Annotated in this window: 26 protein-coding genes; 11 read left to right on the top strand and 15 right to left on the bottom strand. The window is 60.0% G+C overall.

Annotated elements, in window-relative coordinates; all coding sequences use genetic code 11:
- Positions 1-61: 61 nt before the first annotated feature.
- The 4 genes from ACVWZP_RS28845 to ACVWZP_RS28860 form a co-directional block, all read right to left on the bottom strand.
- Positions 62-1894 (bottom strand): ABC transporter ATP-binding protein, encoded by a 1833-nt coding sequence (locus ACVWZP_RS28845; RefSeq protein ID WP_046382464.1) that lies wholly within the window; start codon positions 1892-1894, stop codon positions 62-64.
- Positions 1895-1977: 83 nt separating this feature from the next.
- Positions 1978-2541: a peptidylprolyl isomerase A gene (locus tag ACVWZP_RS28850; RefSeq protein WP_017845278.1), complete on the bottom strand. Its 564-nt coding sequence runs from the start codon at positions 2539-2541 to the stop codon at positions 1978-1980.
- Between the two features lie 3 nt (positions 2542-2544).
- Positions 2545-3348, bottom strand: coding sequence for an alpha/beta fold hydrolase (locus ACVWZP_RS28855; RefSeq protein WP_256822723.1), 804 nt, complete (start codon positions 3346-3348; stop codon positions 2545-2547).
- Between the two features lie 14 nt (positions 3349-3362).
- Positions 3363-4286: a LysR family transcriptional regulator gene (locus tag ACVWZP_RS28860; protein WP_017845280.1), complete on the bottom strand. Its 924-nt coding sequence runs from the start codon at positions 4284-4286 to the stop codon at positions 3363-3365.
- Between the two features lie 49 nt (positions 4287-4335).
- On the opposite strand from ACVWZP_RS28860, the gene ACVWZP_RS28865 reads away from it, so the two are divergent.
- From ACVWZP_RS28865 to ACVWZP_RS28880, 4 genes are all read left to right on the top strand, one after another.
- Positions 4336-4650 (top strand): hypothetical protein, encoded by a 315-nt coding sequence (locus tag ACVWZP_RS28865; protein ID WP_026139816.1) that lies wholly within the window; start codon positions 4336-4338, stop codon positions 4648-4650.
- Positions 4651-4801: 151 nt separating this feature from the next.
- Positions 4802-5401, top strand: a complete 600-nt coding sequence (locus tag ACVWZP_RS28870; protein ID WP_017845282.1) for an FMN-dependent NADH-azoreductase — start codon at positions 4802-4804, stop codon at positions 5399-5401.
- A gap of 202 nt (positions 5402-5603) precedes the next feature.
- The gene (locus ACVWZP_RS28875; protein ID WP_017845283.1) at positions 5604-6479 is read left to right on the top strand and encodes a carboxylate/amino acid/amine transporter; all 876 of its coding nucleotides are present in this window, start codon (positions 5604-5606) and stop codon (positions 6477-6479) included.
- Between the two features lie 68 nt (positions 6480-6547).
- Positions 6548-6964: an Lrp/AsnC family transcriptional regulator gene (locus tag ACVWZP_RS28880; RefSeq protein WP_017845284.1), complete on the top strand. Its 417-nt coding sequence runs from the start codon at positions 6548-6550 to the stop codon at positions 6962-6964.
- A 37-nt stretch (positions 6965-7001) separates the two neighbouring features.
- Here ACVWZP_RS28880 and ACVWZP_RS28885 read toward each other — a convergent pair whose 3' ends face one another.
- From ACVWZP_RS28885 to ACVWZP_RS28910, 6 genes are all read right to left on the bottom strand, one after another.
- The gene (locus tag ACVWZP_RS28885; RefSeq protein ID WP_457370337.1) at positions 7002-7679 is read right to left on the bottom strand and encodes a phenylalanine--tRNA ligase beta subunit-related protein; all 678 of its coding nucleotides are present in this window, start codon (positions 7677-7679) and stop codon (positions 7002-7004) included.
- Positions 7680-7683: 4 nt separating this feature from the next.
- The gene (locus tag ACVWZP_RS28890) at positions 7684-8901 is read right to left on the bottom strand and encodes an ATP-grasp domain-containing protein (protein ID WP_079444485.1); all 1218 of its coding nucleotides are present in this window, start codon (positions 8899-8901) and stop codon (positions 7684-7686) included.
- Positions 8902-8912: 11 nt separating this feature from the next.
- Positions 8913-10094 (bottom strand): MFS transporter, encoded by a 1182-nt coding sequence (locus ACVWZP_RS28895; RefSeq protein WP_017845287.1) that lies wholly within the window; start codon positions 10092-10094, stop codon positions 8913-8915.
- Positions 10095-10102: 8 nt separating this feature from the next.
- Positions 10103-10417 carry a Rieske 2Fe-2S domain-containing protein gene (locus ACVWZP_RS28900; protein ID WP_017845288.1) on the bottom strand — a complete coding sequence of 105 codons (315 nt, stop codon included), beginning with the start codon at positions 10415-10417 and terminating at the stop codon, positions 10103-10105.
- 12 nt (positions 10418-10429) lie between these two features.
- The gene (locus ACVWZP_RS28905) at positions 10430-11653 is read right to left on the bottom strand and encodes an iron-containing redox enzyme family protein (RefSeq protein WP_241561619.1); all 1224 of its coding nucleotides are present in this window, start codon (positions 11651-11653) and stop codon (positions 10430-10432) included.
- A gap of 440 nt (positions 11654-12093) precedes the next feature.
- Complete coding sequence (locus ACVWZP_RS28910) at positions 12094-13383, bottom strand: mechanosensitive ion channel family protein (protein WP_046382470.1); 1290 nt, start codon at positions 13381-13383, stop codon at positions 12094-12096.
- A gap of 193 nt (positions 13384-13576) precedes the next feature.
- On the opposite strand from ACVWZP_RS28910, the gene ACVWZP_RS28915 reads away from it, so the two are divergent.
- From ACVWZP_RS28915 to ACVWZP_RS28925, 3 genes are all read left to right on the top strand, one after another.
- A complete protein-coding gene (locus ACVWZP_RS28915) occupies positions 13577-14923 on the top strand; it encodes a DEAD/DEAH box helicase (protein WP_017845291.1) in 1347 nt (448 codons plus the stop codon).
- A 111-nt stretch (positions 14924-15034) separates the two neighbouring features.
- A complete protein-coding gene (locus tag ACVWZP_RS28920) occupies positions 15035-16060 on the top strand; it encodes an IS110 family RNA-guided transposase (RefSeq protein ID WP_079443074.1) in 1026 nt (341 codons plus the stop codon).
- A gap of 434 nt (positions 16061-16494) precedes the next feature.
- Positions 16495-16884, top strand: a complete 390-nt coding sequence (locus ACVWZP_RS28925) for a hypothetical protein (RefSeq protein WP_046382471.1) — start codon at positions 16495-16497, stop codon at positions 16882-16884.
- A gap of 32 nt (positions 16885-16916) precedes the next feature.
- On the opposite strand, the gene ACVWZP_RS28930 is transcribed toward ACVWZP_RS28925, so the two are convergent.
- From ACVWZP_RS28930 to ACVWZP_RS28940, 3 genes are all read right to left on the bottom strand, one after another.
- Positions 16917-17783 carry a DUF6279 family lipoprotein gene (locus tag ACVWZP_RS28930; protein WP_457370338.1) on the bottom strand — a complete coding sequence of 289 codons (867 nt, stop codon included), beginning with the start codon at positions 17781-17783 and terminating at the stop codon, positions 16917-16919.
- A 66-nt stretch (positions 17784-17849) separates the two neighbouring features.
- Positions 17850-18572 (bottom strand): TorF family putative porin, encoded by a 723-nt coding sequence (locus tag ACVWZP_RS28935; protein ID WP_457370339.1) that lies wholly within the window; start codon positions 18570-18572, stop codon positions 17850-17852.
- Positions 18573-18779: 207 nt separating this feature from the next.
- Positions 18780-18959 carry a hypothetical protein gene (locus ACVWZP_RS28940; protein WP_003193095.1) on the bottom strand — a complete coding sequence of 60 codons (180 nt, stop codon included), beginning with the start codon at positions 18957-18959 and terminating at the stop codon, positions 18780-18782.
- A gap of 322 nt (positions 18960-19281) precedes the next feature.
- Here ACVWZP_RS28940 and ACVWZP_RS28945 point away from each other — a divergent pair, with 322 nt between their 5' ends.
- Positions 19282-20118: a CvfB family protein gene (locus ACVWZP_RS28945; RefSeq protein ID WP_017845295.1), complete on the top strand. Its 837-nt coding sequence runs from the start codon at positions 19282-19284 to the stop codon at positions 20116-20118.
- Positions 20119-20490: 372 nt separating this feature from the next.
- Positions 20491-21933 carry an NCS1 family nucleobase:cation symporter-1 gene (locus tag ACVWZP_RS28950; RefSeq protein WP_017845296.1) on the top strand — a complete coding sequence of 481 codons (1443 nt, stop codon included), beginning with the start codon at positions 20491-20493 and terminating at the stop codon, positions 21931-21933.
- Here ACVWZP_RS28950 and ACVWZP_RS28955 read toward each other — a convergent pair.
- Positions 21845-23062: a YbfB/YjiJ family MFS transporter gene (locus tag ACVWZP_RS28955; RefSeq protein ID WP_457370340.1), complete on the bottom strand. Its 1218-nt coding sequence runs from the start codon at positions 23060-23062 to the stop codon at positions 21845-21847. The two genes, ACVWZP_RS28950 and ACVWZP_RS28955, sit on opposite strands and share 89 nt — an antisense overlap.
- A 105-nt stretch (positions 23063-23167) precedes the next feature.
- Here ACVWZP_RS28955 and ptrR point away from each other — a divergent pair, with 105 nt between their 5' ends.
- Both ptrR and ACVWZP_RS28965 read left to right on the top strand, forming a co-directional pair.
- Positions 23168-24061, top strand: coding sequence for a putrescine utilization regulator PtrR (gene ptrR, locus ACVWZP_RS28960; protein ID WP_046382475.1), 894 nt, complete (start codon positions 23168-23170; stop codon positions 24059-24061).
- 139 nt (positions 24062-24200) lie between these two features.
- On the top strand, positions 24201-24323 hold the full coding sequence (locus ACVWZP_RS28965) for a PA1414 family protein (protein WP_017737772.1): 123 nt from the start codon (positions 24201-24203) through the stop codon (positions 24321-24323).
- A 158-nt stretch (positions 24324-24481) separates the two neighbouring features.
- On the opposite strand, the gene ACVWZP_RS28970 is transcribed toward ACVWZP_RS28965, so the two are convergent.
- Positions 24482-25864, bottom strand: coding sequence for a sodium:solute symporter (locus ACVWZP_RS28970; RefSeq protein WP_017845299.1), 1383 nt, complete (start codon positions 25862-25864; stop codon positions 24482-24484).
- Between the last annotated feature and the right edge of the window lie 2 nt (positions 25865-25866).

The raw sequence follows: 25866 nt of genomic DNA on the forward strand, positions 1-25866 counted from the left end.
CCAGGACACCCATGTGGGAGCAAGCCCCTCCCACCTTTTGAGTTGTGTAGGCCCGGCAGTTTCAGTCGATGCCGACGAAGCCTCCGGTCTGGTGCTGCCACAGCCGCGCATACAACCCGCCGTGGGCGAGCAACTGGGCATGGCTGCCGGTCTCGGCGATCTGGCCTTTCTCCAGCACCACCAGGCGGTCCATCCGCGCAATGGTCGACAACCGGTGCGCAATCGCAATCACCGTCTTGCCTTGCATCAGGGTTTCCAGGCTTTCCTGGATCGCCGCTTCGACTTCCGAATCCAGCGCCGAGGTGGCTTCGTCCATGATCAGGATCGGCGCATCCTTGAGCAGCACCCGCGCGATGGCGATGCGCTGGCGTTGCCCGCCGGACAGTTTCACGCCGCGCTCGCCCACATGGGCATCCAGCCCGGTGCGGCCTTCGGCGTCCGACAGCTGCGGGATGAACTCATCGGCACGCGCCTTGCGTATGGCCGCCCAGAGCTCCTCGTCGCTGGCGTCCGGCTTGCCATACAACAGGTTCTCGCGGATCGAGCGGTGCAGCAGCGACGTGTCCTGGGTGATCATGCCGATCTGTTCGCGCAGGCTTTCCTGGGCGACCTCGGCGATGTTCTGGCCGTCGATCAGGATGCGCCCGCCTTGCAGGTCGTACAGGCGCAGCAGCAGGTTGACCAGGGTCGATTTGCCTGCACCGGAGGGGCCGATCAGGCCGATTTTTTCACCGGCCTCAATGGTCAGGTTCAGGCCGCCAATGATCCCGCTTTTCTTGCCGTAGTGGAAATCCACCTGCTCGAAGCGCACTTCGCCATGGGGCACGGTCAGGCGTGGAGCGTTGTCGCGGTCGACCACGGCCAGCGGCTGGGCGATGGTTTTCAGGCCGTCCTGCACCATGCCAATGTTTTCGAAAATGCCATTGACCACCCACATGATCCAGCCGGACATGTTGACGATGCGAATCACCAGGCCGGTCGCCAGGGCAATCGCGCCTACGGAAATCAGCGAATGGGTCCACAACCACAGGGCCAGGCCGGTGGTGGTGACGATCAGCAGGCCGTTCATGGTGGTGATCACCACGTCCATGCTGGTCACCACGCGGCTGGCCAACTGGGTTTTTTCGGTCTGCTCGATGATCGCTTCCTTGGCGTATTCCTGCTCGGATTGGGTATGCGCGAACAGCTTCAAGGTGGTGATGTTGGTGTAGCCATCGACGATGCGGCCCATCAACTTGGAGCGCGCCTCGGAGGAAATCACCGAACGCGCTTTCACCCGCGGCACGAAGTAGCGCAATGCCAGGCTGTAGCAGACGATCCAGGTCACCAGCGGGATCATCAGGCGCCAGTCGGCTTCGGCAAACAGCACCAGGGAACTGATGGCGTAGATCGCCACATGCCAGATCGCATCCACGGCCGCCACGGCGGAATCGCGCAGGGAGTTGCCAGTTTGCATGATGCGCTGGGCGATGCGCCCGGCGAAGTCGTTCTGGAAGAAATTCAGGCTCTGCTTGAGCACGTAGCTGTGGTTTTGCCAACGGATCAGGCTGGTCATGCCGGGGCTGATGGTCTGGTGGACCAGCAGGTCATGCAGGGCGCCGAAGATCGGGCGCAGCAGCAGGGCGACCACGCCCATCCAGATCAGCTCGGTGCTGTGGATCTGGAAAAAGTTCGCGGGCGGTGTGCCCTGGGCCAGGTCGATGATGCGGCTCAGGTAGCTGAACAGCGCGACTTCGATCAGTGCGCCGATCAGGCCCACCACCAACAGCGCGGCGAAACACGGCCACACCTGACGCAGGTAGTAGAGGTAGAAAGGCAGGACTTTATCGGGAGGGGCGGCGCTGGGCGCGTCGCGGAAAATATCGATCAGTTGTTCGAAACGACGATAGAGCATTAGGGTTGACGCCCGCCCGGCGGGCTCTCCTGTTCAAAGGCGCGCGACGCCTTGTGAGCGCCGCGCGGAACTACCTGCGGACCTCAGTCGATGCGCTTGGCCGACTTGATCAGGACAGGATCGATTGGCACGTTCTGCATGCCTTGTTTGGTGGTGGTCTGCGAGTTGACGATGATGTCGACCACGTCCATGCCTTTGACCACTTTGGCGAACACGGCATAACCGGCATCGCGGCCTGGATCGAGGAAGGCATTGTCCGCGACGTTGATGAAGAATTGGCTGGTGGCCGAATCCGGGTTCGAGGTGCGGGCCATCGACAGCGTGCCACGCACGTTATGCAGGCCGTTGCTGGCTTCGTTCTTGATCGGTGGGTTGGTGTCTTTTTGCGCCATCTGCGCGGTGAACCCGCCGCCCTGGACCATGAAGCCCGGGATCACACGGTGGAAAATCGTGTTGGTGTAGAAGCCCTTGTCGACGTAGGCCAGGAAGTTCTTGCTACTGATCGGCGCCTTGACCGGGTCCAGTTCGATTTCAATGTCGCCGTTGGTGGTGGAGATCAATACGTGGGGCGCCTTGGCGGGCTCGGCGGCCATCAGGTTGGCAGCGAACAGAACGGAACCGGCAAAGAAGGCGATTTTTTTCAGCATGGGTCAGTGATCCTGGGTAGTGGTTTCGACTGTCTTTAGAAAATCGAGCAGGGTAGCGTTAAAGACATCGGGTTGATCCAAGGGTGTGGCATGGCGGGAATCTTCGATGACCACCAGCCGCGCATCGGGCAGCAGTTTTACATAGATTTCTTTGTGCGCCACAGGGGTGTAGTCGTGGTCGGCGCTGATGACCAGGGTTGGACAGGTAATTCTGCAAAGTCGTTCCTGCACGCCCCAGCCCACAATTGCATCGAAGCTGGCGAGATAAGCACGTTTGTCGTTTTTTGCCCAGCGCTCGGCCATCTTGCGGCGCAGGTCGGCTTGCTGCGGTTTGGGAAACAGCCGGTCGCCCAGGGCCTTGCCGATGGTGGCCAGGCTGAGGACGCGTGCCAGGGTCCAGCGCTTGGCCCATTGCCAGTAATCGTCGGCGCTGCGCACCTTGACCTCGGGCGCGCTGTTGACGATGCACAGGCTCTTGACCCGCGCCGGTTCGTCCACCGCCAGTTGAAACGCGATCATGCCGCCCATGGACAAGCCCACCACGTGCGCGGCGGGCAGGTCCAGGTGTTCGATCAGGGCGATCAGGTCGAGGGTGAAACCTTTGATGCTGTAGCGCTCCCGGGGTTTGTCGGAACGCCCATGGCCACGCACATCCACCACGATCAAGCGGTAATGCCGGGCCAGCACCGGAATCTGCAGTTCCCAATCCTGGCTGCTGGAGCCCAGGCCGTGGATCAGAATCAGCGGGGTGCCGTGACCATATTCCTCGTAATGCAGGCTGCACCCTTCATGTTCGAACCAGGCCATGCATGAACTCCGTTTCAGGCTTGCTGCGGTGCGGCGAAAGGCGCATCCAGGGGGGCGGTGTCAAATGTGCGCAGCAGCTCCACGAGGATCTGCGTCGCTGGCCCCAAGGGTTTGTCCTTGTTCGAGTACAGGTAGAACGTAGGGTGACGGCTGCCACCCTGCTCCAAGGGTAGCTGCTTGAGCACGCCTTCGGCGAGTTCGCGCTCAATCATGTGCCGGGGCAACCAGGCAAAGCCCAGGCCGCTGCCGACGAAACTGGCGGCCGTGGCGAGGCTGCCGACGGTCCAGCGCTGTTCGGCGCCGAGCCAACCGACATCGCGCGGCTGCTGGCGCCCGGAGTCGCGGATCACCACTTGCATCTGGCTTTCCAGGTCCTGGAAGCTCAGTTCGCGGTTCATGCGGTGCAAGGCATGCTCGGGGTGAGCGACGGCGACAAACTCCACGTTGCTCATCTCCGTGCCGAGATAGCCGGGGATGTTGAAGCTGCTGATCGCCAGGTCGGCCACGCCTTCGATCAACAGCTCTTCAACCCCCGACAACACCTCTTCGCGCAGGCGCACGCGGCAGCCGCGACTTTGCGGCATAAACGCGGTCAGGGCGCGCACCAGGCGTGCATTCGGGTAGGCGGCATCGACCACCAGGCGTACTTCGGCTTCCCAGCCCTGTTCCATATGGTGGGCGAGGTCTTCGAGTTGGCTGGCGTTTTTCACCAACTGCCGGGAGCGGCGCAACAGCACTTCGCCAGCGTCGGTGAGCACGGCCTTGCGCCCGTCGATGCGCAGCAGCGGCACCCCGAGCTGGTCTTGCATGCGGGCCACGGTGTAGCTCACCGAGGACTGCGAACGGTGCAGCGCTTCGGCCGCCTGGGCGAAGCCGCCATGGTCGACCACGGCTTGCAACGTGCGCCATTGATCGAGGGTAACGCGGGGCGCTTTCAAGATGAGCTCCTCTTGTCCTAAGCTGACAGTCCTTATTGGAGACTGCCGAATGAGAAAATTGTGTTGTGTGGTGCTGGCACTGCTGCCGCTCAGTGCGTTTGCCTACCCCATCGATGTGACAAAAAAGATCGACGGCGTGAGCGTGGATTACACCGCGTCCGACGTGGACGGTGACATCAGTTCGATCCAACTGAACAACTACGGCACGCGCGACGCGCTGTGTTCGGTGACTTTCACCAACGGCCCGGAATCACCCCGTCGCCGTACTGTCAGCGTGCCGGCGGGCAAAAGCACCAACACCACCGTCAAGTTCAACCGCGCGATCATCAAGATGCGTATCGCACTGGAATGTGCACCGAAATAAAGCGACAGCGGAGCATGCCTACAGCAATACTCCGCTTATAAACAAATTTCTAGATGGGTTGTAGCAGTTTTTTGCGCTTTTTTATCGAATTGGCTCTGGTTAATCTTTTCTCCATCGACTTACAGCAATTACAGATGGAGCCTACGCAGCCATGTCCAACGTACTGATCATCGAAAGCAGCGCCCGCCAGCAGGATTCGATCTCCCGCCAACTGACCCGGCAGTTCATCAGCCAATGGCAGGCTGCGCACCCGGCGGATCAGATCACCGTGCGCGACGTGGCGCTCAACCCGCTTCCGCACCTGGACGCCAACCTGCTCGGTGGCTGGATGAAACCGGCGGATCAGCGCAGCGCCAGCGAACAGGCATCCCTGGATCGCTCCAACACCTTGACCGATGAATTGCTCGCCGCCGACGTGTTGGTGATGGCGGCGCCGATGTACAACTTCGCCATCCCCAGCACCCTCAAAGCCTGGCTGGATCACGTGTTGCGTGCAGGTGTGACCTTCAAGTACACCGCCACCGGCCCCCAGGGTTTGTTGATCGGTAAGCGGGCCATCGTGCTCACCGCCCGGGGCGGGATTCACACCGGCGCAAGCTCCGATCACCAGGAACCTTACCTGCGTCAGGTGATGGCATTCATCGGGATTCATGACGTGACGTTCATTCACGCCGAAGGGGTGAACCTGAGCGGCGACTTCCAGGAAAAAGGCATCAACCACGCCAAGGCGTTGCTGGCGCAAGTCGCGTGATCCTTTAATCGTCACATAATCGCGCGGTGTTTATATCTCACCACGCAAACCCTTCAAGTCCGCGTAAAAACCTCCCTTTGCACTTGTTGCTCCTGAGTGCTCCTGCCCGACTGCCGCTATCGCGAGGTCGGGTTTTTTTTGCGCCGAGTTTCGTGAGCCGCCGAAAACCTTTAATGTCCCGCCCATTCGATACGAGGCGCGCATGGGCTACTTACTGGTTGTCACCCTGATACAGGCATTTTCCTTCAGCTTGATCGGCGAATACCTTGCCGGTCACGTCGACAGCTACTTCGCGGTGCTGGTGCGCGTGCTGCTGGCCGGGCTGGTGTTCATTCCGCTGACGCGCTGGCGCTCGGTGCAGCCGACCTTCATGCGCGGCATGCTGGTCATCGGTGCGCTGCAATTTGGCGTGACCTACGTTTGCCTGTACCTGAGCTTTCGCGTGCTCACGGTACCCGAGGTGCTGCTGTTCACCATCCTCACGCCGCTGCATGTGACTCTGATCGAAGACGCCCTCAACCGGCGCTTCAACCCCTGGGCCCTGGTCGCCGCGCTGGTCGCGGTGGCGGGTGCGGCGGTCATCCGCTTCGATCAAGTCACCCCGCACTTCCTTGGGGGCTTCCTGCTGCTGCAACTGGCCAACTTCACCTACGCCGCCGGGCAAGTCATGTACAAGCAGTTGGTGGCGCGCTACCCCAGTGATCTGCCGCACTACCGGCGCTTCGGTTATTTCTACCTCGGTGCGCTGCTGGTGGTGTTGCCGGCATTCCTGGTGTTCGGCAAGGCTGATTTCCTCCCCGAAGCGCCGCTGCAATGGGGCGTGCTGGTGTTCCTCGGGCTGGTCAGCACTGCCCTGGGCATGTACTGGTGGAACAAGGGCGCGTGCCTGGTCAACGGCGGTACCCTGGCGGTGATGAACAACCTGCATGTGCCGGTGGGGCTGTTATTGAACCTGTTGATCTGGAACCAGCACGAGCCGTTGGGCCGCCTGGCCCTGGGCGGTTTGGTGATTCTGGCGGCAGTGTGGATCAGTCGGTTGGGCATAAAGCCCGGGCCTGGCGTACAGTCTGCGAGGTGATAGGCCCAGGGCAGGCGTGAGCGGGAATGAAAGTCTGTTATAGAAGAGAAAAGTGTGGGGGCGGCAGAGTGGACAAGGTTGACGAACAGATCATTGCTGCCTTGAAGGACGACTCCCGGGTCAGCCTGGCGCAGCTGGCGCGACAAGTTCACAAGTCGCGAACCGCCGTGGAATCGCGGGTTCAGAAACTGATCGAGAAGGGCATTATCCTCGGCTTCACCATCAACGTCGCCGCCGATGAAGAAGCCCAGCAATCGGCGTTTTTGATGCTCACGCTCAATGGCAGCAACTGCCACCTGGTGTTTCCGAAGATCTACCAGTTCCGTGAAGTGGTTCAGGCTTATTCGCTGTTCGGCGACGTCGACATGATGCTCGAGGTCAAATACCGCAACTTTGAAGAGCTGATGGTGTTCAAGGACAACCTGCTGAAGATCGAGCATGTGCGCGAGGTGGTGGTCAACCCGGTGCTCAAGGCCTGGCGGTAGCCGCTGCTGTTCTGGCAGCGGCTATGCGGTTCCAGCCTCAGGCGTGATCGTGTACGGTCTCGAGAAAGTGATGACTCAAGGCCGGCATTCGCTGGCGCAGGGTGTCGACGAACTCTTCGATGACGGCCTGGTTGAAGGCCAACGGCGTATCGTCGTGCCCCAGCACCACCACCAGCAGGCTCGACGAGTCCTTCGTCAGCCTGAAGTCATGGGCGTCGGCGTCGACCTTGCCGATACTCGCCAGGGGCACGTCACCGCAGGTATAGACGATATCGCCCGCTGGAATCGTAATCTCCTTCTTGGCGAACAGTGGGCGGAAAGCCCTGGGCGTCTCCGAGCGCATGACGTAGATGTCGTCCCGCCGGTGGTAGGTGTGTACGCCGATGCTGACCCCATGCCGGATCGCCACGGCGTTATAGGCATCGACGATGTTGTTGATGGGGTATACGCCCTTGGCGATGAAGCGCCGCAACAGTTTCTCGTTGGCGCTCACCGTGTTTTCGTAGCCGAGCTTCTTGAGTTGCTTGGCAAAGCCTTCGTAAATGACGTTGGAGTCCAGCTCGTTGAGGTGGGACGCAACGTGATTCAGGTTGCTTTGCAGGACACTGACGAAGCTCTGGTCGTCCGACACGGTAATGTCTTCGATAACCGCCGCGCACGCGTTGTTGATGCCCAGATCACTGGCTGACTTTCGGATGATCAAACGACTTTTCATGGTCTTAACACCACAGCTGTTTACGTAGATTGGCGCTGCTGATGTCCAGTTGCGGCGCCGAGAGGTGTTGCAGCCAGAACAGCCCCGGGCAGGTGGCGAAGTCGATCGTGACCGGCGTGGTGTCGCCCGGGCGGATGAAGTAGCGGTGGCCGCAATAGGCCTCGTCCTCCATTACGCTCTGCAGGGCCTGCGGCGAGGGCGTGGCGAAGGTGCGTTGTTCATCGGAGCAGAAGAACCCGATCCGACCGTGGCTGATCTGGCTGACCGCATCGGCGCGCGGGCGTGGGCGGCCGAGGTAGCTGTCGATGGCCAGCGAGAGCAAATCCGGGTGATACACCTGTTGAAACAGCAGCGGTGCGATGCCGCCATGCAAGCGGCCGCCGGCTTCAATCATCACCGGGCCGTGGGCAGACCAGATGATCTCCATATGAATCGGGCCGACCTCGATGCTCAGCGCCGCGGCCGCCTGGCGGGCATAGTCGGTCAGCGGTTGCAGGTCTTCGGCGCGGGGGTCGAGGGTGTCCAGGCTTTCGTAGACAAACATGCTGCCGTTTCTCTGGACCTTGGTGTACCTGCACACCGAGGCAATGATGTACACGCCGTCAAAGGCGACCATATCCACCACATATTCCGGGCCCGACACGAACGGCTGCACGATGAAACCGAGGTTGATTTCCCCCAGGTCGTTTTTGCGCTGCCAGGCCGCAGTGTCCAAGGCGCTCTTGACGCCGGCCCGGCCTTGGGCAAACACCACGCCTTCGGTGGCGGCGGAATTGAGCGGCTTGACCACGTAGGTGGTCTTGTCGTCCAGCGTGGCAACCACCTCTGCAATGCGCGTCGGCGAGCTCAGCAGTTGTGATTCGATGTTCGCCAGCCCGTGTTTTTTCAGGGCGTGCTGCATGGAGAACTTGTTGCGACGCAGGTCGCTGGTGACGCGGCTGTTGCCGGGAACGCGCAGGACTTCGGTAAGGTAGTCGGTCAGGTAGATCGCGGTTTCGCAACCGGCGATCACGGCGCTCAGTGACAGCGGTTCGAGGATCTCCAGCAAACCCTCTTCCCAGTGGTAGACCGCCTCGAAGTTTTCCCTGATCAGGTCATCGGTGAAATGCGCGGGCAAGCTGTCGGTGGAAATCACGGCAAAGCACCTCACGCCCTGAGCCTTGAGCAAGGGCGCGTAGAGTTTACCTGTGGAGAACGGGTCAACGATCAGTACGGTTTCCAAAGCAGGTACTCCTATTTTGTGGTGGCGGTGGCCGCGACGGCAGGGGTGAGGTTCCACGCCAGTACGGCAGCGGCCAACAGCGCGGCGGAGACGATCATCAGCACGCGCGCACCTTCGAGGCCGAGGAAGCCTGTGGTGGTGAAGAACGTCAGGATCATCGGCGCCGAGCCACTGACCAGCAGGTAGTAGAGTGAGCTTTTGGCGGCGATCACGTCGGCGATCCGTGCGTTGGGCGCCGACTCGATCAGGGTTTTACGCAATTGGATGCGCAGGCTGTTGATGCAGAAACCCAGCAGGAAAGCGGCGGCCATCATCACGTAGAGGTTATGGAAATAGACGATTGCCACGTCGGCCAGGATCACCAGCAGGATCGCGCTGTAGCTGTTGAGCTTGATCCGTGGCAGCACCGCGGCACTGAACGCACCGAGGCCCGCCAGGCCGCTGGCGACGCCAAACAGGGTGGCGTTCCATTCGTTGAGCTTCTGGAACACGATCGGCACCAGGCTGTTGAAGGCGCCGATATGGAAGCCGATCATGCTCAACACGATGATCAGGATGTACAGGTTGCGCGGCAACTGTAGGGACTGCGCCGTGTGGGTGTCGGCGACTTGCTCGGTGGCGTCGGCGGTGGGCGTGGCCGCGACAAAAAGAATCGCCGCCAACGACAGGATCGCCCCCAGGCTGATGATCTGCAGGGTCTGGTTGACCGTGAACACATCCACAATCACCCCGCCCAGCAGCGCACCGCCAAAGGCCCCGATCTGGATGGAGGTTTGCATCAAGCGCGCCGAGGTGTCGCTGTTGGTCAGCCCGGCCAGCACCAGCTTGGTGTTTTTCGATTCCAGGGTACTGATGGTGAAGTAGTCGGTGACTCCCACCACGAAGGCAATCGCCAGGAAACCGATCGGCAACAGCGCCGCGTCGGTAAACGACAGCCCCAGCACGGCGGCGAACGCGGTCAGGCGAATGTACAACAGCCGTTTCATGCTCAGTTCAATGGTGAAGAACCGGCCGATGTACTGCTCGCACAGATACGGCACCACGGTCGCCACGCATAAGGTGGCGCCCACCAGGAAGGTCGAGCCGGTGGTCTCCAGGCCGAACCAGACCATGGCAATCACAATCGCCATGTCCAGGCCGGTGAAGAGGGTCACGATCGAATAAAACGCAGCAAGGGTCGATTTATTATTCATGGGCACCATCAGTCGTAACGAGAGAGTTTAAGGAGAGGCACGCACCGCTCGGTGTCACCAATGACGGTGCTGATCTGGTTTCTGACGCGAACGGTGGGCAGCGACTTCTTTTCCAGGTTGCAGACCTTGTAGGCGTTGTCGTGCCAGGGGCAGATCACGCTTTGCCCGTCACCCGTCACTTCCCCCATGTGCAGCGGGCCGCCGCGATGGGGGCAGGCGGTCGGCAGCAGTTGAGTCGAATGTGCATGGCGCTTGAGAAAGTAGGTTTTCCCTTCCACCGCCACATAGTGGGTATGGCTGAGGTTCAGGCTGATGGCTTTCATGGGGCGGCGTCCTCAAATGGCCGTGACGGTGTAAGTGCAGGACGGGCTGACGACGCGGGTGCCATGCAGCATGCCCTTGGGAATCACCACGCCTTCCCCGGCCTTGAGGCGCACGCTCAGTTCGGGGCTGGCGACGAAATCCAGTTCGCCGGACTCGACCCAGAACAGCTCGTCGTTGGGGTGGGTGTGCAGCACCGAAAGCTCGTGTTCAGGCTCGGTGATCGTCAGGTCCACTGGCTTGCGGCCTTGGAGGGCGCTGGCTTGGGCACGGTGTTCGTCCAGCTCGTCATGCCACTTGATATGGGCATACAGCTCTTCGTCGGCGATGTCCTGCAGTAAGCGGAACTCCTCGAAACCGCGGATAAGGTCGGGGATGATCGCGTTGCCGAACTGCTTGATCATCGGCAGGATCAGGCGTTGCAGGGCCATTCTTCCGTGATGCACATCGATGTGTGAGTGCTCGTCGAAGTATTCGGTGGAGACGGTGCCGTTGAAGATGGTCTTGATGGCGCGTGACTGATGCTGGGTGGTCAGGGCCAGTGTGGCTTCGGTGTAGTACATGGCGCCGATATAGCGGAACAGCTCGCCATGGTTGGCCGACACGTAGTGGAAGTAGTTGGTGAGCGACAGCGAGGCCGGGGTATAGAACTGCCAGTAGTGATGCACGTGATGGGACATGTCCATGTCTTTGAGCATGTCTTCAAAAATGGTGCTGTGCTTTTTCTTGTCGATGCCGTAGCCGTATTCGTCGATCAGGATCTTGAACAGCTCGCTGGTGTACACGCCGCTGTTGCCCAGCACATTGCGCGCCATGGCCGAGGCTTCACTGAGGAAGTCGCCGGCGCATTGCGTCATGAAGAACCGCGCGGCACGTTCGGGATGGCGGCTGGCGGTCAGGACCTCATGGAGTTTTGAATCGGAGCGGGCCACATCGTCCAAGACCTTGTCGGTGTGGGCGACAAAGGCGTCCAGGCACCAGGGGCCGTTGATGTGCACCTCTTCCTTGAGCCAGTTATAGAGGTAGTGCTCCAATAACGGACGAATCTTTTTACCCGACGCGGCATGCAATGGGTCATAAAATTCCTTGAATACCTTGAGATCCAGCGCCATGGGCGGCTTGGGTAAAAAGACCAAGTCTTGCTCATAGATATTCAATAATAAACGTTGCGCCAAAAGATGCTGGCTGTGTGAGAGTTGCTCGCTTGTCAGGCAACTGCTGATAATCGAATCGGTCACGTCCTGCGGCCTTGAAGGCCGCTGGTAGGGGCTGTCGGTATAAAAGTCGCGAGGTTGAGAAAAGGCAGTTGCACCGCAGTAATGAGTCAATGCTTCCGCATCCGAACTTAATACAAAGTGTGCCGCATCATCTGAAAGCTTAGTTGTCCATAACATAAGTAACGCCTTCTCACAGAGTTGTTCGATGGCCAGATGCTATAGCTTTGGTTTTTCTAAAAACAGATTAAAAACCGGGTGCCTGAATAGTGAAATTCACTAAACGTATAGGTAGAGTTTTCTTAGTTGCGGCGTCGGTTTGATTTTGCCGCGTGCGGCAACTAGACATGTTCCTCGGTTATTTACCGAGTTGGCCTGGCCTGTAGCGCAAGGCCTGATTGGGCGCGGGGGCGTGTGGTGATTCGACCGGCGAGGGGCACGCGAGCCCCGCGCCGTCTGCCTTGTCAGCGCTCCAGCGCTTGGGCGGTCGTGGTGTTCTGCGTCATTGCGAACAGCCCGCTGCGCAGGTCCGTGCCGCTCGGCTGTTGATACAGGCTCAAGCCGAATTCCGGCAGCACCGCCAGCAGGTAGTCGAAGATATCCCCTTGAATCCGCTCGTAATCCGACCACGCCGTGGTGCGGGTGAAGCAGTAGATTTCCAGCGGCACGCCCTGGGCGGTGGTTTGCATCTGACGCACCATGCAGGTCATGTTCGGCTGGATGTCCGGGTGGCTTTTCAGGTAAGCCAGGGCATACGCGCGGAAGGTGCCGAGGTTGGTCATGCGCCGGCGGTTGGCCGACAACTGCGCGCTTTGGCCCTGGGCTTCGTTCCAGGCCTTGAGTTCGGCCTGCTTGCGGCTGATGTAGTCGGTGAGCAAGTGGACCTGGGTCATGCGGACTTCTTCATCGTCGCGCAGGAAGCGCACGGCGCTGGCATCGATAAACAGGCTGCGCTTGATCCGACGCCCGCCTGACGCCTGCATGCCGCGCCAGTTCTTGAACGACTCGGACATCAGGCGCCAGGTCGGAATCGAGACGATGGTCTTGTCGAAATTCTGCACCTTGACCGTGTGCAAGGTGATGTCCACCACGTCACCGTCCGCGCCGACCTGGGGCATTTCGATCCAGTCGCCGACCCGCAGCATGTCGTTGCTGGTCAACTGCACGCTGGCGACGAACGACAGCAAGGTGTCCTTGTAGACCAACAAGATAACCGCCGACATCGCACCCAGGCCGGACAGCAGCAACAGCGGCGAGCGGTCGATCAGGGTGGCGACGATGATGATCGCGCCAAACACGAACAGAATCATCTTCGCCAACTGCACATAGCCCTTGATCGAGCGGGTACGTGCATGTTCGGTGCGCGCATAGATGTCCAGCAGGGCGTTGAGCAGCGCACTGATGGCCAGCACCACGAACAGGATGGTGAACGCCAACGCCACGTTGCCGATGAACAGCGTTGCGGTCTTGCTCAGGTCCGGCACCAGGTGCAGGCCGAACTGGATCACCAGCGACGGGGTCATCTGCGCCAGGCGATGGAAGACTTTGTTGTGGCGCAGGTCGTTGAGCCAGTGCAGGGCCGGTTGCCGGCCGAGCAATTTGACCGCATGCAGGATGAGGTAACGCGCCACCCGTCCGAGCAACAGCGCCACCACCAACAACACCAGCAAGCCCAGGCTGGAATGCAGCAGCGGGTGTTCATCGAGGGCATTCCAAAGGTCTTTGACGTTGAGCCAGAGCTGTTTGATATCCATGGGTGAAACCGATTCTTCTGTAAGACAAGACCGGTCGATTAGAGCATTTAAGAGCAGCTACATTGGCGTTACAGACAAACGCCTTAACAAAAAAGCAGCTGATTAGCCCTGTTCGCGTAAAGAAACTCGGTTTGGACGCTCGAAACCGTTACCCTATGCAGCTGATATTTTGTATTTCTTCGAGGTAGCACCCGTGTTTTCCCAATTCGCCCTGCACGAACGCCTGCTCAAAGCCGTGGCCGAGCTTAAATTTGTCGAGCCTACGCCTGTGCAGGCAGCGGCCATCCCGCTCGCGCTCGAAGGGCGTGACCTGCGGGTGACGGCTCAAACCGGGAGTGGCAAGACGGCCGCTTTCGTCCTGCCTATTCTTAACCGCCTGATCGGCCCGGCCAAAGTCCGCGTCAGCATCAAGACCCTGATCCTGCTGCCGACCCGCGAGCTGGCCCAGCAGACCCTGAAAGAAGTCGAACGTTTCTCGCAGTTCACCTTCATCAAGTCCGGCCTGATCACCGGTGGCGAAGACTTCAAGGTCCAGGCCGCCATGCTGCGCAAGGTCCCGGACATCCTCATCGGCACCCCGGGCCGCATGATCGAGCAACTCAACGCCGGCAACCTCGACCTCAAGGAAGTCGAAGTGCTGGTGCTCGACGAAGCCGACCGCATGCTCGACATGGGCTTTGCCGATGACGTGCAGCGCCTGGTGGCCGAGTGCGTGAATCGTCAGCAGACCATGCTGTTCTCCGCCACCACCGGCGGTTCGACCCTGCGCGACATGGTTGCCAAGGTCCTGAACAACCCCGAGCACCTGCAGGTCAACAACGTCAGCGACCTGAACGCGACCACGCGCCAGCAGATCATCACCGCTGACCATAACGTCCACAAAGAACAGATCCTCAACTGGCTGTTGGCCAACGAGACCTATCAGAAGGCCATCGTGTTCACCAACACCCGCGCTGCGGCTGATCGCATCTACGGCCGCCTGGTGGCGCAGGATTACAAAGCGTTCGTCCTGCACGGCGAGAAAGACCAGAAGGACCGCAAGCTGGCAATCGACCGCCTCAAGCAAGGCGGGGTGAAGATCCTGGTCGCCACCGACGTCGCCGCGCGCGGCCTGGACGTCGACGGCCTGGACATGGTCATCAACTTCGACATGCCCCGCAGCGGCGACGAATACGTCCACCGTATCGGTCGCACCGGGCGTGCTGGCAACGATGGCCTGGCGATCTCACTGATCTGCCACGGCGACTGGAACCTGATGTCGAGCATCGAGCGCTATCTCAAGCAGTCGTTCGAGCGCCGCACCATCAAGGAAGTCAAAGGCACCTACACCGGGCCGAAGAAGGTCAAGGCTTCGGGCAAGGCCGTAGGCGTGAAGAAGAAAAAAGTCGACGGCAAGGGTGACAAGAAGAAGGCCGGTGCCAAGTCGCCGACCAAGCGCAAGATCGCCAACCGGCCGAAGACCGACAACCTGTCGTTGGTCAGCAAGGACGGCATGGCGCCGCTCAAGCGCCGCAAGCCAGAAGCACCGGCTGCCGAATAAGGCTGGGCCGCGATAAAAAACCGGACGCTGTCCGGTTAATGAGATGGTCACCCCCAACACCCTGTGAGGGCTACGCTTTCACGGGGTGTTTTGTTTTCGGAGGCCATCATCATGAGCGAGTCAGCACTGATCGGTATCGATCTCGGCAAACATACTTTCCACCTGCACGGCCAGGATAAGTCGGGCCGCGAGGTGTTTCGCAAAAAATGCTCACGAGCGCAGATGATGCAGTTTTTCGGCAATGTGCCGAGCTGTGTCGTGGTGATGGAGGCCTGTGCAGGGTCGCATTTTGTCGCTCGCCAACTGATGGCGATGGGACACACGGCCAAGCTGATTTCCCCGCAGTTCGTTAAGCCCTTCGTCAAGGGCAACAAAAATGACTTCGTCGACGCTGAGGCGATCTGTGAAGCCGCTTCCCGCCCATCCATGCGCTTCGTTACGCCTAAAACCGAATCCCAGCAAACCCTGTCTGTGCTGCATCGGATGCGCGAATCATTGGTGCATGACCGCACCAAAACGGCTAATCAGATGCACGGTTTTCTGTTGGAGTTTGGAATCAGCCTGCCCAAGGGATTGGCCATCATGAAGCGTTTGGCGAGCGTTTTGGCCGAGCACGAATTACCCGTTCGTCTGACGGTCTTATTGCAGCGCCTGCACGATCACTTCGTCTATCTGGATGAGCAAATCAAAGCGCTGGATAAAGAACTGGCGGGCCAACTGGCCAACGATGATCTGGGCAGTCGTTTGCTGAGCATGCCGTGTGTCGGCCCGATCACCGCCAGCCTGCTGGCTGTGGAGATGGGCGATGGTAAACAGTACCGATGCGGTCGCGACTTTGCCGCCTCCGTTGGCTTAGTGCCCAGGCAGTACAGCACGGGCGGCAAGGCCAATCTGCTGGGGATCAGCAAGCGGGGTGACAAGCATCTGCGACAACTGTTGGTGCAGTGTTCCAGGGTCTATATGCAGAGGCTGGATCACCAGAAAGGCGCTCTGGCTGACTGGGTTAAAACCTTGCTCAGTCGACGACATTCAAATGTCGTGGCCTGTGCCCTGGCTAACAAACTGGCGCGTATCGCTTGGGCGATAGCCGCTCGCCATACGCAATATGAAGCAGGGCCAGACGCTTTGAACGCCTGACCCTGCAGTTGTTGCAGTACCACGATTCACCCTTCAGGTTTTGCGATAGCTGAACAACAGATGATGTGAACGGCACACCGGCCTGGCGAAGATCCTGACATAAAAATCGGCTTCAGAAGCCGACCGGTTTTTAAGGATCGTCAGGCGCGACTCTCATCGTGGCGCTGGGGCATACCCCAAACAGACGCCGGATAGATTTAAGCAAGCCAACCACACCACCCGTTGATCAGTATTGCAAAAATGGGGGTGACCATAGATTTTTTTTGCCTGCGATTTTTTGCCTTGGCCGCAGCTTCTTTCCGCCCAGTTGAGGCGGCGAACGTCTGGAAAGTACACAGAAGTGACGCCTGTCCATTCGGCTGAACGGCCGCTGACGAGACGTGTCCCAACTCTGAACGGGCTGCATTTCCTTTTGGCCCGCAGGAGGAATCAGGATGACGACTTACAACTGGGATCTGATCGAACGGCTGTTGCATGAAGTGCAGAATGGCGAGGGTAGCTTTGCCCCGCGTAAGTACGCCGAGCAGGAGGCCGCCGAGAAGGTCATGGCGGGCGAGTCCACCGGCAATCTGGATGTGTTGAAAAAAACCGCTGCGGATTACGAGGCGCTGTTGCTCAAGCGCGGGTTTATCGAGTCGCGGCCCGAGGACGAGGGTGGTAATGGTGAGAACTTTATCCTGACGCCACGAGGAGCCCAATTGCTGGCGTTGATCGACAGCTCGATACCGGGCCACGCTCACCCGCGTCAGGTGCTCGATGAGCAGGCGGATGCGCTGGAACCGGCGACGTTCGACGACGTGGCGTCCAAGGCGGCGATTGCCTGAAGGGCCTGTGGGCGCGATGTTTCTCCCACGTTCTAGTCTGCGGCGGCGTTGAGGCATTTGAGCGCCTTGAAATCGCTGCGCACGCCCGCGATTTTGTGCGTCAATTTCTGGCGTTGTTGTACGCTGCTTTGCGCCATTAGATCCACGATCAGGCTGCGCGCGGCTGTTTCCGTCTGGGCATCGGCCTGCCGATATTCTGGGGTCCATGCGCGTTCGCGGTCCACCAACAATTGTTGCATTTTCTGCGCAAAGTCAGGGGCGTGGCGTTGTTGCACAGCGTCGATGAACTGCGCCTGCCAGCGGGCGCGGTTGCCGATCCACTGTTGGTTCTGGTCACCCAGCTCCGCAGACCAGGCCACCACCCGTTGCTGCTGGCTGGCGCTGAGCGGCCCGATCCACGCATCGAGGCGCTTGCTCATGCGCTCGGCACGCGCCTGGATCTGTCGCGGCAGGGGCGGTTTCAGGTATTCATCCTGGCGCTTGCGCAGGTCTTTGGCCAGGGCGTCGTTCATGTCCTTGACCTGCTGGTCGTCCAGCCCGCGCAGCAAGCGGACCGCCGACGGTGTGATCGCGCGCGCGATCTCGCTCACCGCCTGTTTGGCTTCGTCGGTACGGCTCTGCAAGGCGTTGTCGCTGACCTGATGGTTGTCGACCATCTGTTGCAGGCGGTCGAGCCAGTCCAGATAACCCGGTAACTGCGTGGTGCAATGCCAGGCCAGGTGTTGCTGGAGGGTGTCGTTGAACCAGCGTTTCTGCCCGGCGTTCATGTCCAGGTAGTCACTGAGGGTCCACGGGATGATCACGTCGAGATTGCGGTAGGCCAAACCCACGCGGTTGCAGCCGCCAAGCACCAGGCTCAGGATCACGAATGGCAGCAGAAAGTTGAGCCGGCTCAGCATGGGCGGGTCCTTGCGCAGAGGGGGTTAATGCATGTGAACCCGCGCTGGGTGCGACAGTTCAGCCCATCAATAAAACGTCCGCGCTGCCTTCAAGGTCAACAGCCCATCGCATTGCGAATTGTGTCCGGAGTAGGCCGAGCAGTCGCCGCCATTGAGGCTGGAGTCGCTGTAGATCAGGTCAAGGTCAACGCCCATCCACGCCCGTGAGAATTGCACCGACCAGTCGCTGAAACTGCGGATCGAACCGCCGTCCACCGAGACCGGGCTGCCCAGTTGATGCGTGGTGTACTTCATGCTGACGCCGATGCCGAACGGCTGTGTGCCGCCAAGGTCGGCGAACAGGGTGCTGTCCTGGCGGTCGGGGTCGTTGCTGAAGGACGCGCCGAAGCGATTGCCCAGCAGGTTCAGGCCGCCATAGAACTCCTGGCTGTCAAGGGGGCTGAGCGAGGGATAGCTGTAGTGGATCAACCCCACTTCGTAGCCCAGCGTCTGGTCGAAGGGGTGTTTGAACCCCATGTACGAGTCGATTTCAAGGTTGCTCGCCGAAGACAGGCCCATGTTCGGTGAGAACTGGCCGATGTACAGGCCGCTGTCGTGGCTCAGGTCGAGGCCGCCGTGGAAGGCGTCGCTGCCCGGCGATGTCGGCTTGACCAGGCCCTGGGCCATGCTGCGGCTGGGCGTGGTGCCCAGTTTCAGATCGAAGTCGCCCAATTCGCGCTGGAAAATCTGCGCTTCGGCCAAAGGGCTGGCGGCGAGGGCGGCGATCAGGAAAATACAGGTTTTGAGCATGCTTCACTCCATGAAAAGCGAGGAGCAGTAACGGAAGGTATCAGGCAGATGCCCGTGCTAGACGTGTGCAAGCATACCGGCGAATGCCAGGCGGTGAGGTCCGTTGGTCGATTTTGTGTCGCGGGAGAAGCAATGGGGTGTTTCGGGCTCTAGTCCTAGCGCCTTGCTGGCAAGACGCTTAGGGACCAGGTGTGTTGCGCGGTCAGCTTACTTCTTGCCCAGGCTGATCTGCTTGGACGGGCCGAAAGTCTGGCCGCTGACGCCCTTGGCAATCTGCTGGATTTCGCCACCGGACTTGAGGAACGCAGCGATCTGGCTGTTGATCGACTCGCTGGTTTCGACGGCGGGAGCTGGCTTTGCTTTGCTGTTGGATGCTTTTACGCGCATGGCGGCCACTAACCTGTAGAAAATTAACTTGGCCAGGCATCGTACAGGAAATGCTTGACAATTGCTTGGTAAATATCCCCTTGTATTTGGTGCGCTGGCTGAAACCGGCAAAGTTCGTCGTCGAAATAAGCCTCTAACTTACTGTTTTAACTCGAAACCACGCGGTCTGTCGGGCGCCGCCGGCGCGGCGGAATTCAGCCGATTGATCAGACGAGCGGGGCGGTGCCGGTAGAATGCCATGCGAACCCGCGAATTTTCAGGCGTGCGCGCGTGCCGGACGCAACTCGGGTAGAATGCCGCCCACGCAATGAGGGTATTGGAAATGGCTTTAGTCGGGCGCTACAACAGCTTGCAAGTGGTTAAACACACTAACTTTGGTTTGTACCTGGATGGTGCGCAAGACGGTGAAATCCTCTTGCCTAATCGGTATATCCCCAAAGATATTCCCAGTGAAGATGAAGACTGGCTGAACGTATTCATTTATCTGGACAGCGATGACAAACTTATCGCCACCACTGAAAAACCAAAAGTTCAAGTTGGCGAATTTGCCAGTTTGAAAGTTGTGGAAGTCAACAGCATCGGTGTCTTCCTCGATTGGGGCTTGCCCAAGGATCTGTTGCTGCCGTATTCGGAAGAAAAGCGTCAAATGACCGCTGGCGAATATTGCGTGGTGCATGTCTATCTCGATAAACACACCAAGCGCATCACCGCCACCGCGCGCCTTGACCGCTACCTGGACAAGACGCCCGCCAACTACCAGGTTGGCCAGGAAGTCGACCTGCTGGTGGCCGAGGCCACGGACATGGGCTTCAAGGCGATCATCAACAACAAGCACTGGGGCCTGATCCACAAGAACGAAGTGTTCAAGTTCCTGCGTCCGGGCAAGGAAGAGAAGGGCTTTATCAAGGAAATCCGCGCCGACGGCAATATCAGCCTGAGCCTGCAACCGGTCGGCCAGGAAGCGGCTTCCAGCCTCAACTCGAAGATCCTCGCCAAGTTGCGCGAAAACAACGGCAGCCTGCCGGTCAGCGATAAAAGCGACCCGGCGGTGATCAGCAACTTGTTCGGCGTCAGCAAAGGCAACTTCAAGAAGGCCATTGGTGCGCTCTACAAGCAAGGCCAGATTGTGATTCATGCCGATCGCATTGAACTGAGCTGAGTGCGGTTTGCTCTTCTGTAGGAGCGAATCGCTCCTACAGAAGCTGTGCCGATGCCCCGTAAATCCTTGTTCTGTCGGCCTACGGCGCAGATGACCTGAGCAACTTGAACACATTCCTCAGCGCCGCCTAGTGCGCAGTCAGGCACCTGTGTGCACAACGGGTGTGCAAGTGATTGTGTACAGGATTAAGGCGTGCACCGTTGCTGAGCGGTATACACCGATCTAACTCTCTATACATCCTTTGGCACCCCGGCCAGTGGGGATTGTGTGCCATTGGCACGCATTCTGCTGACTCTTTCGTATACAAACCGTGCCGCCTTCCGTATGCATCCCGTTACGGCAGCGCAGGCGGGTATTTCGAGGAGCCAAGCGATGACCGAACAATTGCCCAAAGGCTACAGCCCGCGCCTGTACAACCAGGACCTGGGCCCACTGCCGCAGAAGTGGACCTGGTATAACATCTTTGCCTTCTGGATGAGCGACGTACACAGCGTCGGCGGCTATGTCTTCGCCGCCAGCCTGTTCGCCCTCGGGCTGGCCAGTTGGCAGGTGCTGATTGCGTTGCTCGCGGGTATTTGCATCGTGCAATTGATCGCTAACCTGGTGGCCAGGCCGAGCCAGCAAGCGGCCGTACCGTACCCGGTGATCTGCCGACTGGCGTTTGGTGTGTTCGGTGCGAATATTCCGGCGGTGATACGTGGCTTGATCGCGGTGGCGTGGTACGGGATTCAGACGTATCTGGCGTCGAGTGCGCTGATCATCGTGGTGCTGCGCTTTTTCCCACAGATGGCCGTGTATGCAGAGCCGCACTTCGCGGGCCTGTCCTACCTGGGCTGGTTTGGTTTCCTCAGCTTGTGGGTGGTGCAGGCGGCCGTATTCTGGGCGGGCATGGAGTCTATCCGGCGCTTTATCGACTGGGCCGGGCCGGTGGTCTACGCGGTGATGTTCGCCCTGGCCGGCTGGATCGTGTGGAAGGCGGGCTGGGCGAATATCAGCTTTACCCTGGCGGAAAAGTCCTTGTCGGGCTGGCAGGCTTTCGGCCAGGTGATTGTGGCGACGGCGTTGGTGGTGTCGTACTTTTCCGGGCCGACGCTGAACTTCGGCGATTTCAGCCGCTACTGTCGCAGCATGCAGGATGTGCGTCGCGGTAATTTCTGGGGGCTGCCGGTGAATTTCCTGGCGTTCTCCCTGGTGACCGTGGTGATCGTCTCGGGCACCTTGCCGGTATTCGGTGAAATGCTCCACGATCCGATCGCCACCGTGTCGCGTATCGACAACAGCATGGCCGTGTTGCTGGGCGCCTTTGCCTTTGTCACGGCCACGATCGGCATCAATATCGTCGCTAACTTCGTGTCCCCGGCGTTCGACTTCGCCAACGTTGCGCCGAGCAAAATCAGCTGGCGCGCCGGCGGCATGATTGCAGCGGTGGCTTCAGTCTTTATCACCCCGTGGAACCTGTTCAACAACCCGCTGATGATCCACTACACCCTGGACATCCTCGCCGCGTTTATCGGGCCGTTGTTCGGGATTTTGCTGGTGGACTTCTACCTGATCAAAAAACAGCAGATCGACGTGGATGCGCTGTTCGATGACAGCCCGAGCGGGCGTTATTACTTCGACGGCGGCGTGAACTGGACGGCGGTCAAGGCTCTGTTGCCGGCGACGTTGGTGGGTGTCGCGATCACGTTCACCCCGGCCTTGCAGGGCATGGCCAACTTCGCCTGGTTCACCGGTTGCTTCCTGGGTGGGCTGTTTTTCCTGGTGCTCGCTCGGCGCGAACAGGCTCGCGTGCCAACGCCGCTGATGGCTGGCTGACTGCCGCGGCCGGGCGCAGCAACAGCGCGCCGGCCAATAACAACCCGCAACCGGCGATCACCAGCGCCGGTTGCAGGCCGCCGCTCAGGTGGCTGCTCACCGACGCGAGCAATGGGCCGCTCAGTTGTCCGATGGCAAAGCTCGCGGTCAGCACCCCAGTGCTGCGCGGGTAGCCGTGGGGCGCCACCTCGCGCAAGCGTGCCATCACCAACTGCATACACGCCAGAAACGGTGCGCCGCAGAGCAACACGCCCAGCGCCAGGCCCCAGCCGTTGCCGAGCAAGCAGGTAAATACGCCCGCCGCTTGCAACCATAAGGTTGTCATCAGCCAGCGGCGGGTTGTGTTCGCGGCCTTGCGGCGCAGGCTCGCCACGACCACCCCGAGCGCAGCCGCCAGGCCAAAGCATGGCCAGAACAGGTCTGCCTGCCAGGCGCCCTTGAACTGCGCGCTGGCCATCTGGGACAGAAAGGTCGCCGGGATGATGTAGCCGAGGCCGTAGAGGAAATAAACCCAACCCAGGTGCGCGATGCTCGCATTGCTGCTCGCGTCGCTGACGGGCGCGTCAGTGACGCTCGGTTGAGGCAGGAAAGGCAGGATCGCCAGCAGCATCAGCAGCGCCACCCCGCCGTAGACCAGCCACAGGGTTGCGGAGCTTTGTCCCAGCAGGTTCGAACCCAGCGCGAGCAGGCCGGTCAACAGAATCCCCAGGCCCGGCCCGGCAAACACCAGGGCGCCCAAGCGCGGCCGCCCGGCGGCAATCGCCAGCGGTTGGCTGAGGCTGGTGATCATCACCAGCGCCCAGGCGCTGGCCACGCCGGTGCCGAAGCGCAACAGCAGGTGCGGCCAGAACCCATGGGCCCAGTACGACGCCAGGGTCAGCAGCACGCACAACCACAACCCGCCGTACAAGCGACCGCGTACAGGGTGATGGCTGCGCGCGAAAATCGAATCCACCGCGCCGACGAAGTAACCCAGGTAGTTGGCGGCGGCGATCAGCCCGGCACCGGTCAGATCAATCTGCCCCTCGCTGAGCAGATGTGGCATTTGCGGGGTGAGGGCGAAGCGGCCAATGCCCATGGCCATCATCAGGGCGATAAAGCTGGCGAGGAGGCGAGTCAACGGCGACATGTGCAAGGTTTCCTGCGGGAAAGCGAATGACGTGCAGGCTAAGGTGGATTGACTTTCTGTAAAAATGAATAATAGTGAGAAACTTGTTCAGTTTTGGAGAAAGGTATGGAGTTCAGTCAATTGCGCATTTTCCAGGCCGTGGCGGAAGAGGGCTCCATCACCCGCGCTGCCGAGCGCTTGCACCGCGTGCCGTCGAACCTGTCGACCCGGCTCAAGCAGATGGAGGAGCAACTGGGCGTCGAGTTGTTTGTTCGTGAACGTCAACGCCTGCAGCTTTCCCCTGCGGGCAAAGTGTTGCTGGACTACAGCACCCGTCTGCTGGCGCTGCACGACGAAGCCCACGGTGCCGTGCAAGGCGGGCAACCGGCCGGTGACTTTGTGCTGGGCAGCATGTACAGCACCGCTGCGATTCACTTACCGAAACTGTTGGCGCGCTATCACAAGGCGTATCCGATGGTGAATCTGCAGGTGCAATCGGCGCCCAGCGGCGAGCTGCTCGAAGGCTTGATCACCGGGCGTCTCGACGCGGCGCTGGTCGACGGCCCGCTGACTATCGCGTCCCTGGACGGTGTGCCCTTGTGCGACGAAAAGCTGATGCTGATTTGCGAAGCCGACCACCCGCCAGTACTCGGCCCCCAGGATGTTGCCGGCCGTGCGGTGTTCACCTTCCGACGCAGTTGTTCCTATCGCCGACGTTTGGAGACGTGGTTTTCCCACGAGCACGTGGCGATGGGCCGTGCCATTGAGATCGAGTCTTATCAAGGCATGCTCGCCTGCGTGATCGCCGGTTCCGGCGTGGCCTTGATGTCCGAATCCATGCTCGACAGCCTGCCAGGCAAGGACAGCGTGTCCGTTCATCCCCTATCTGAGCCTTTTGCCACTGCGACCACCTGGCTGATGTGGCGAAAGGGTATGCTCGGCGCTAATCTCAACGCATGGATCGAACTGCAGCGCGAAGGCCAGGCAGGGTTCCTGCAAGATAGCCGGGCGATCGCCTGACCGATCTGTCGTATTTGCATGAATTTGGTAATAGTTCGTTGTGGTTTCGTTCATGCAATGTGTAGGAGTTAGGGCTACTATTTGTAGGAAGAGGCGAAAGAATTTCCGCCGACCCGCACTACCCTCAAAGGGGGCAATCATGAAAGAGAAAATCCAAACCTGGCTCCACGACCTTGGCGTTGCGCTGGGCCTGATCGAGCCCCCGCTGCAGCCGGTGCCCATTCGCACGGATGATGAGCAGCGTCGTCCACGTCGGCGTTGAACTGCAGTCGTCGGAACACCGCAGAATCTGCGTAGGAACGGGCTTGTGTGGGAGCAAGCAAACCCGCCCTCGCGATGCGTGGTACGCCACGCAAAAAAAACGAGTGCGACATCCGACGTCGCACCCGCTGAAGAAAACCTGATTTCCCGCGTGCTTGTTCAGGCGGCTCGCGCTGGTTCCGTTTCAGGTCGGCGCGACAACAGGCTCACCCCGACAAAACTCACCAACGCCACCGCCAGGCTGTAGTAGATCGGCGTGTTCGCGTCCAAGCCGTCCTTGAACATGAACACCAACGCCGTCACGAAGCCCAGGGTCATGGACGTAATCGCCCCCGAAGTCGTCGCGCGCTTCCAGAAAATCGCCCCGATCAGCGGGATCAGCATGCCCCCCACCAACAGGTTGTAAGCCAGGGTCAGGGCACTGATCACATCGTTCACCACCAGCGCGATGCCCAGCACCGCGATACCGGTCAGCAGGGTGAACAGGCGGTTGATGTTCAGGCTCGACTGCTTGCCGCCGCGCAAACGTGGCAGCAGGTCCTCGGTCAACACGGTGGACGCCGCCAGCAAGCCGGCGCTGGCCGTCGACATCATCGCCGCCAACGCCGCCGCAATCACCAACCCACGAATGCCATCGGGCAGCGACACTTTGACGATCGCGGCGAACGCGTTGTTGACGTTATCCAGATCGGGAATCAGCACATGGGCCGCCATGCCGATCAACGCACAGGCCAGGCCGTAGAGAATGCAGTAGAAACCGGCGAAAGTGCCTGCGTACTGGGCGACCTTTTCGTCACGGGCGGTGAACACCCGTTGCCAGATGTCCTGGCCGATCAGGATGCCGAAAAAGTAGATCATGAAGTAGGTGATGATCGTGTCCCAGCCGATCGCGGTGAAGCTGAAGTTCGACGCCGGCAGCTTGGCCACCAGTTCGTCCCAGCCGCCGACGCGGTACAGGCAGATCGGCAGCAGGATAAACATCAGGCCGACGGTCTTGATCACGAACTGCACGATGTCGGTCAAGGTCAGCGACCACATGCCGCCGATGGTCGAGTACATCACCACCACGCCACCGCCGAGCAGCACCGAAATCCAGAAGGGCAGGCCGAACAGCACCTGCAGCACGGTGCCGATGGCCAGGATCGAGGTCACACCGATCATCAGCGCGTAGGCCAGCATGATCACCGCGCTCGCCTGGCGGGCCATGGGGTTGTAGCGTTTTTCCAGGACCTGGGTGACGGTGAAGATTTTCAGCTTGAGCAACGGCTTGGCCAGGAACAGGTTCAGCGCGATGATCCCCATGCCCAGCGCGGCGCACAGCCAGAAGCCGGAGATGCCGTGGACATACCCCAGGCGCACGGTGCCGACGGTGGACGCGCCGCCCAATACCGTGGCGGCCATGGTGCCCATGTACAGCGACGGGCCGAGATTGCGCCCGGCGACCAGGTAGTCTTCGTGGGTCTTGGCGCGGCGCATGCCGTAATAGCCGAGCACGAGCATGCCGGCGGCGTAGATGAGTACGACGAATAAATCCAAAGCCATGA

This window comes from Pseudomonas sp. TE36184, assembly GCF_054060055.1.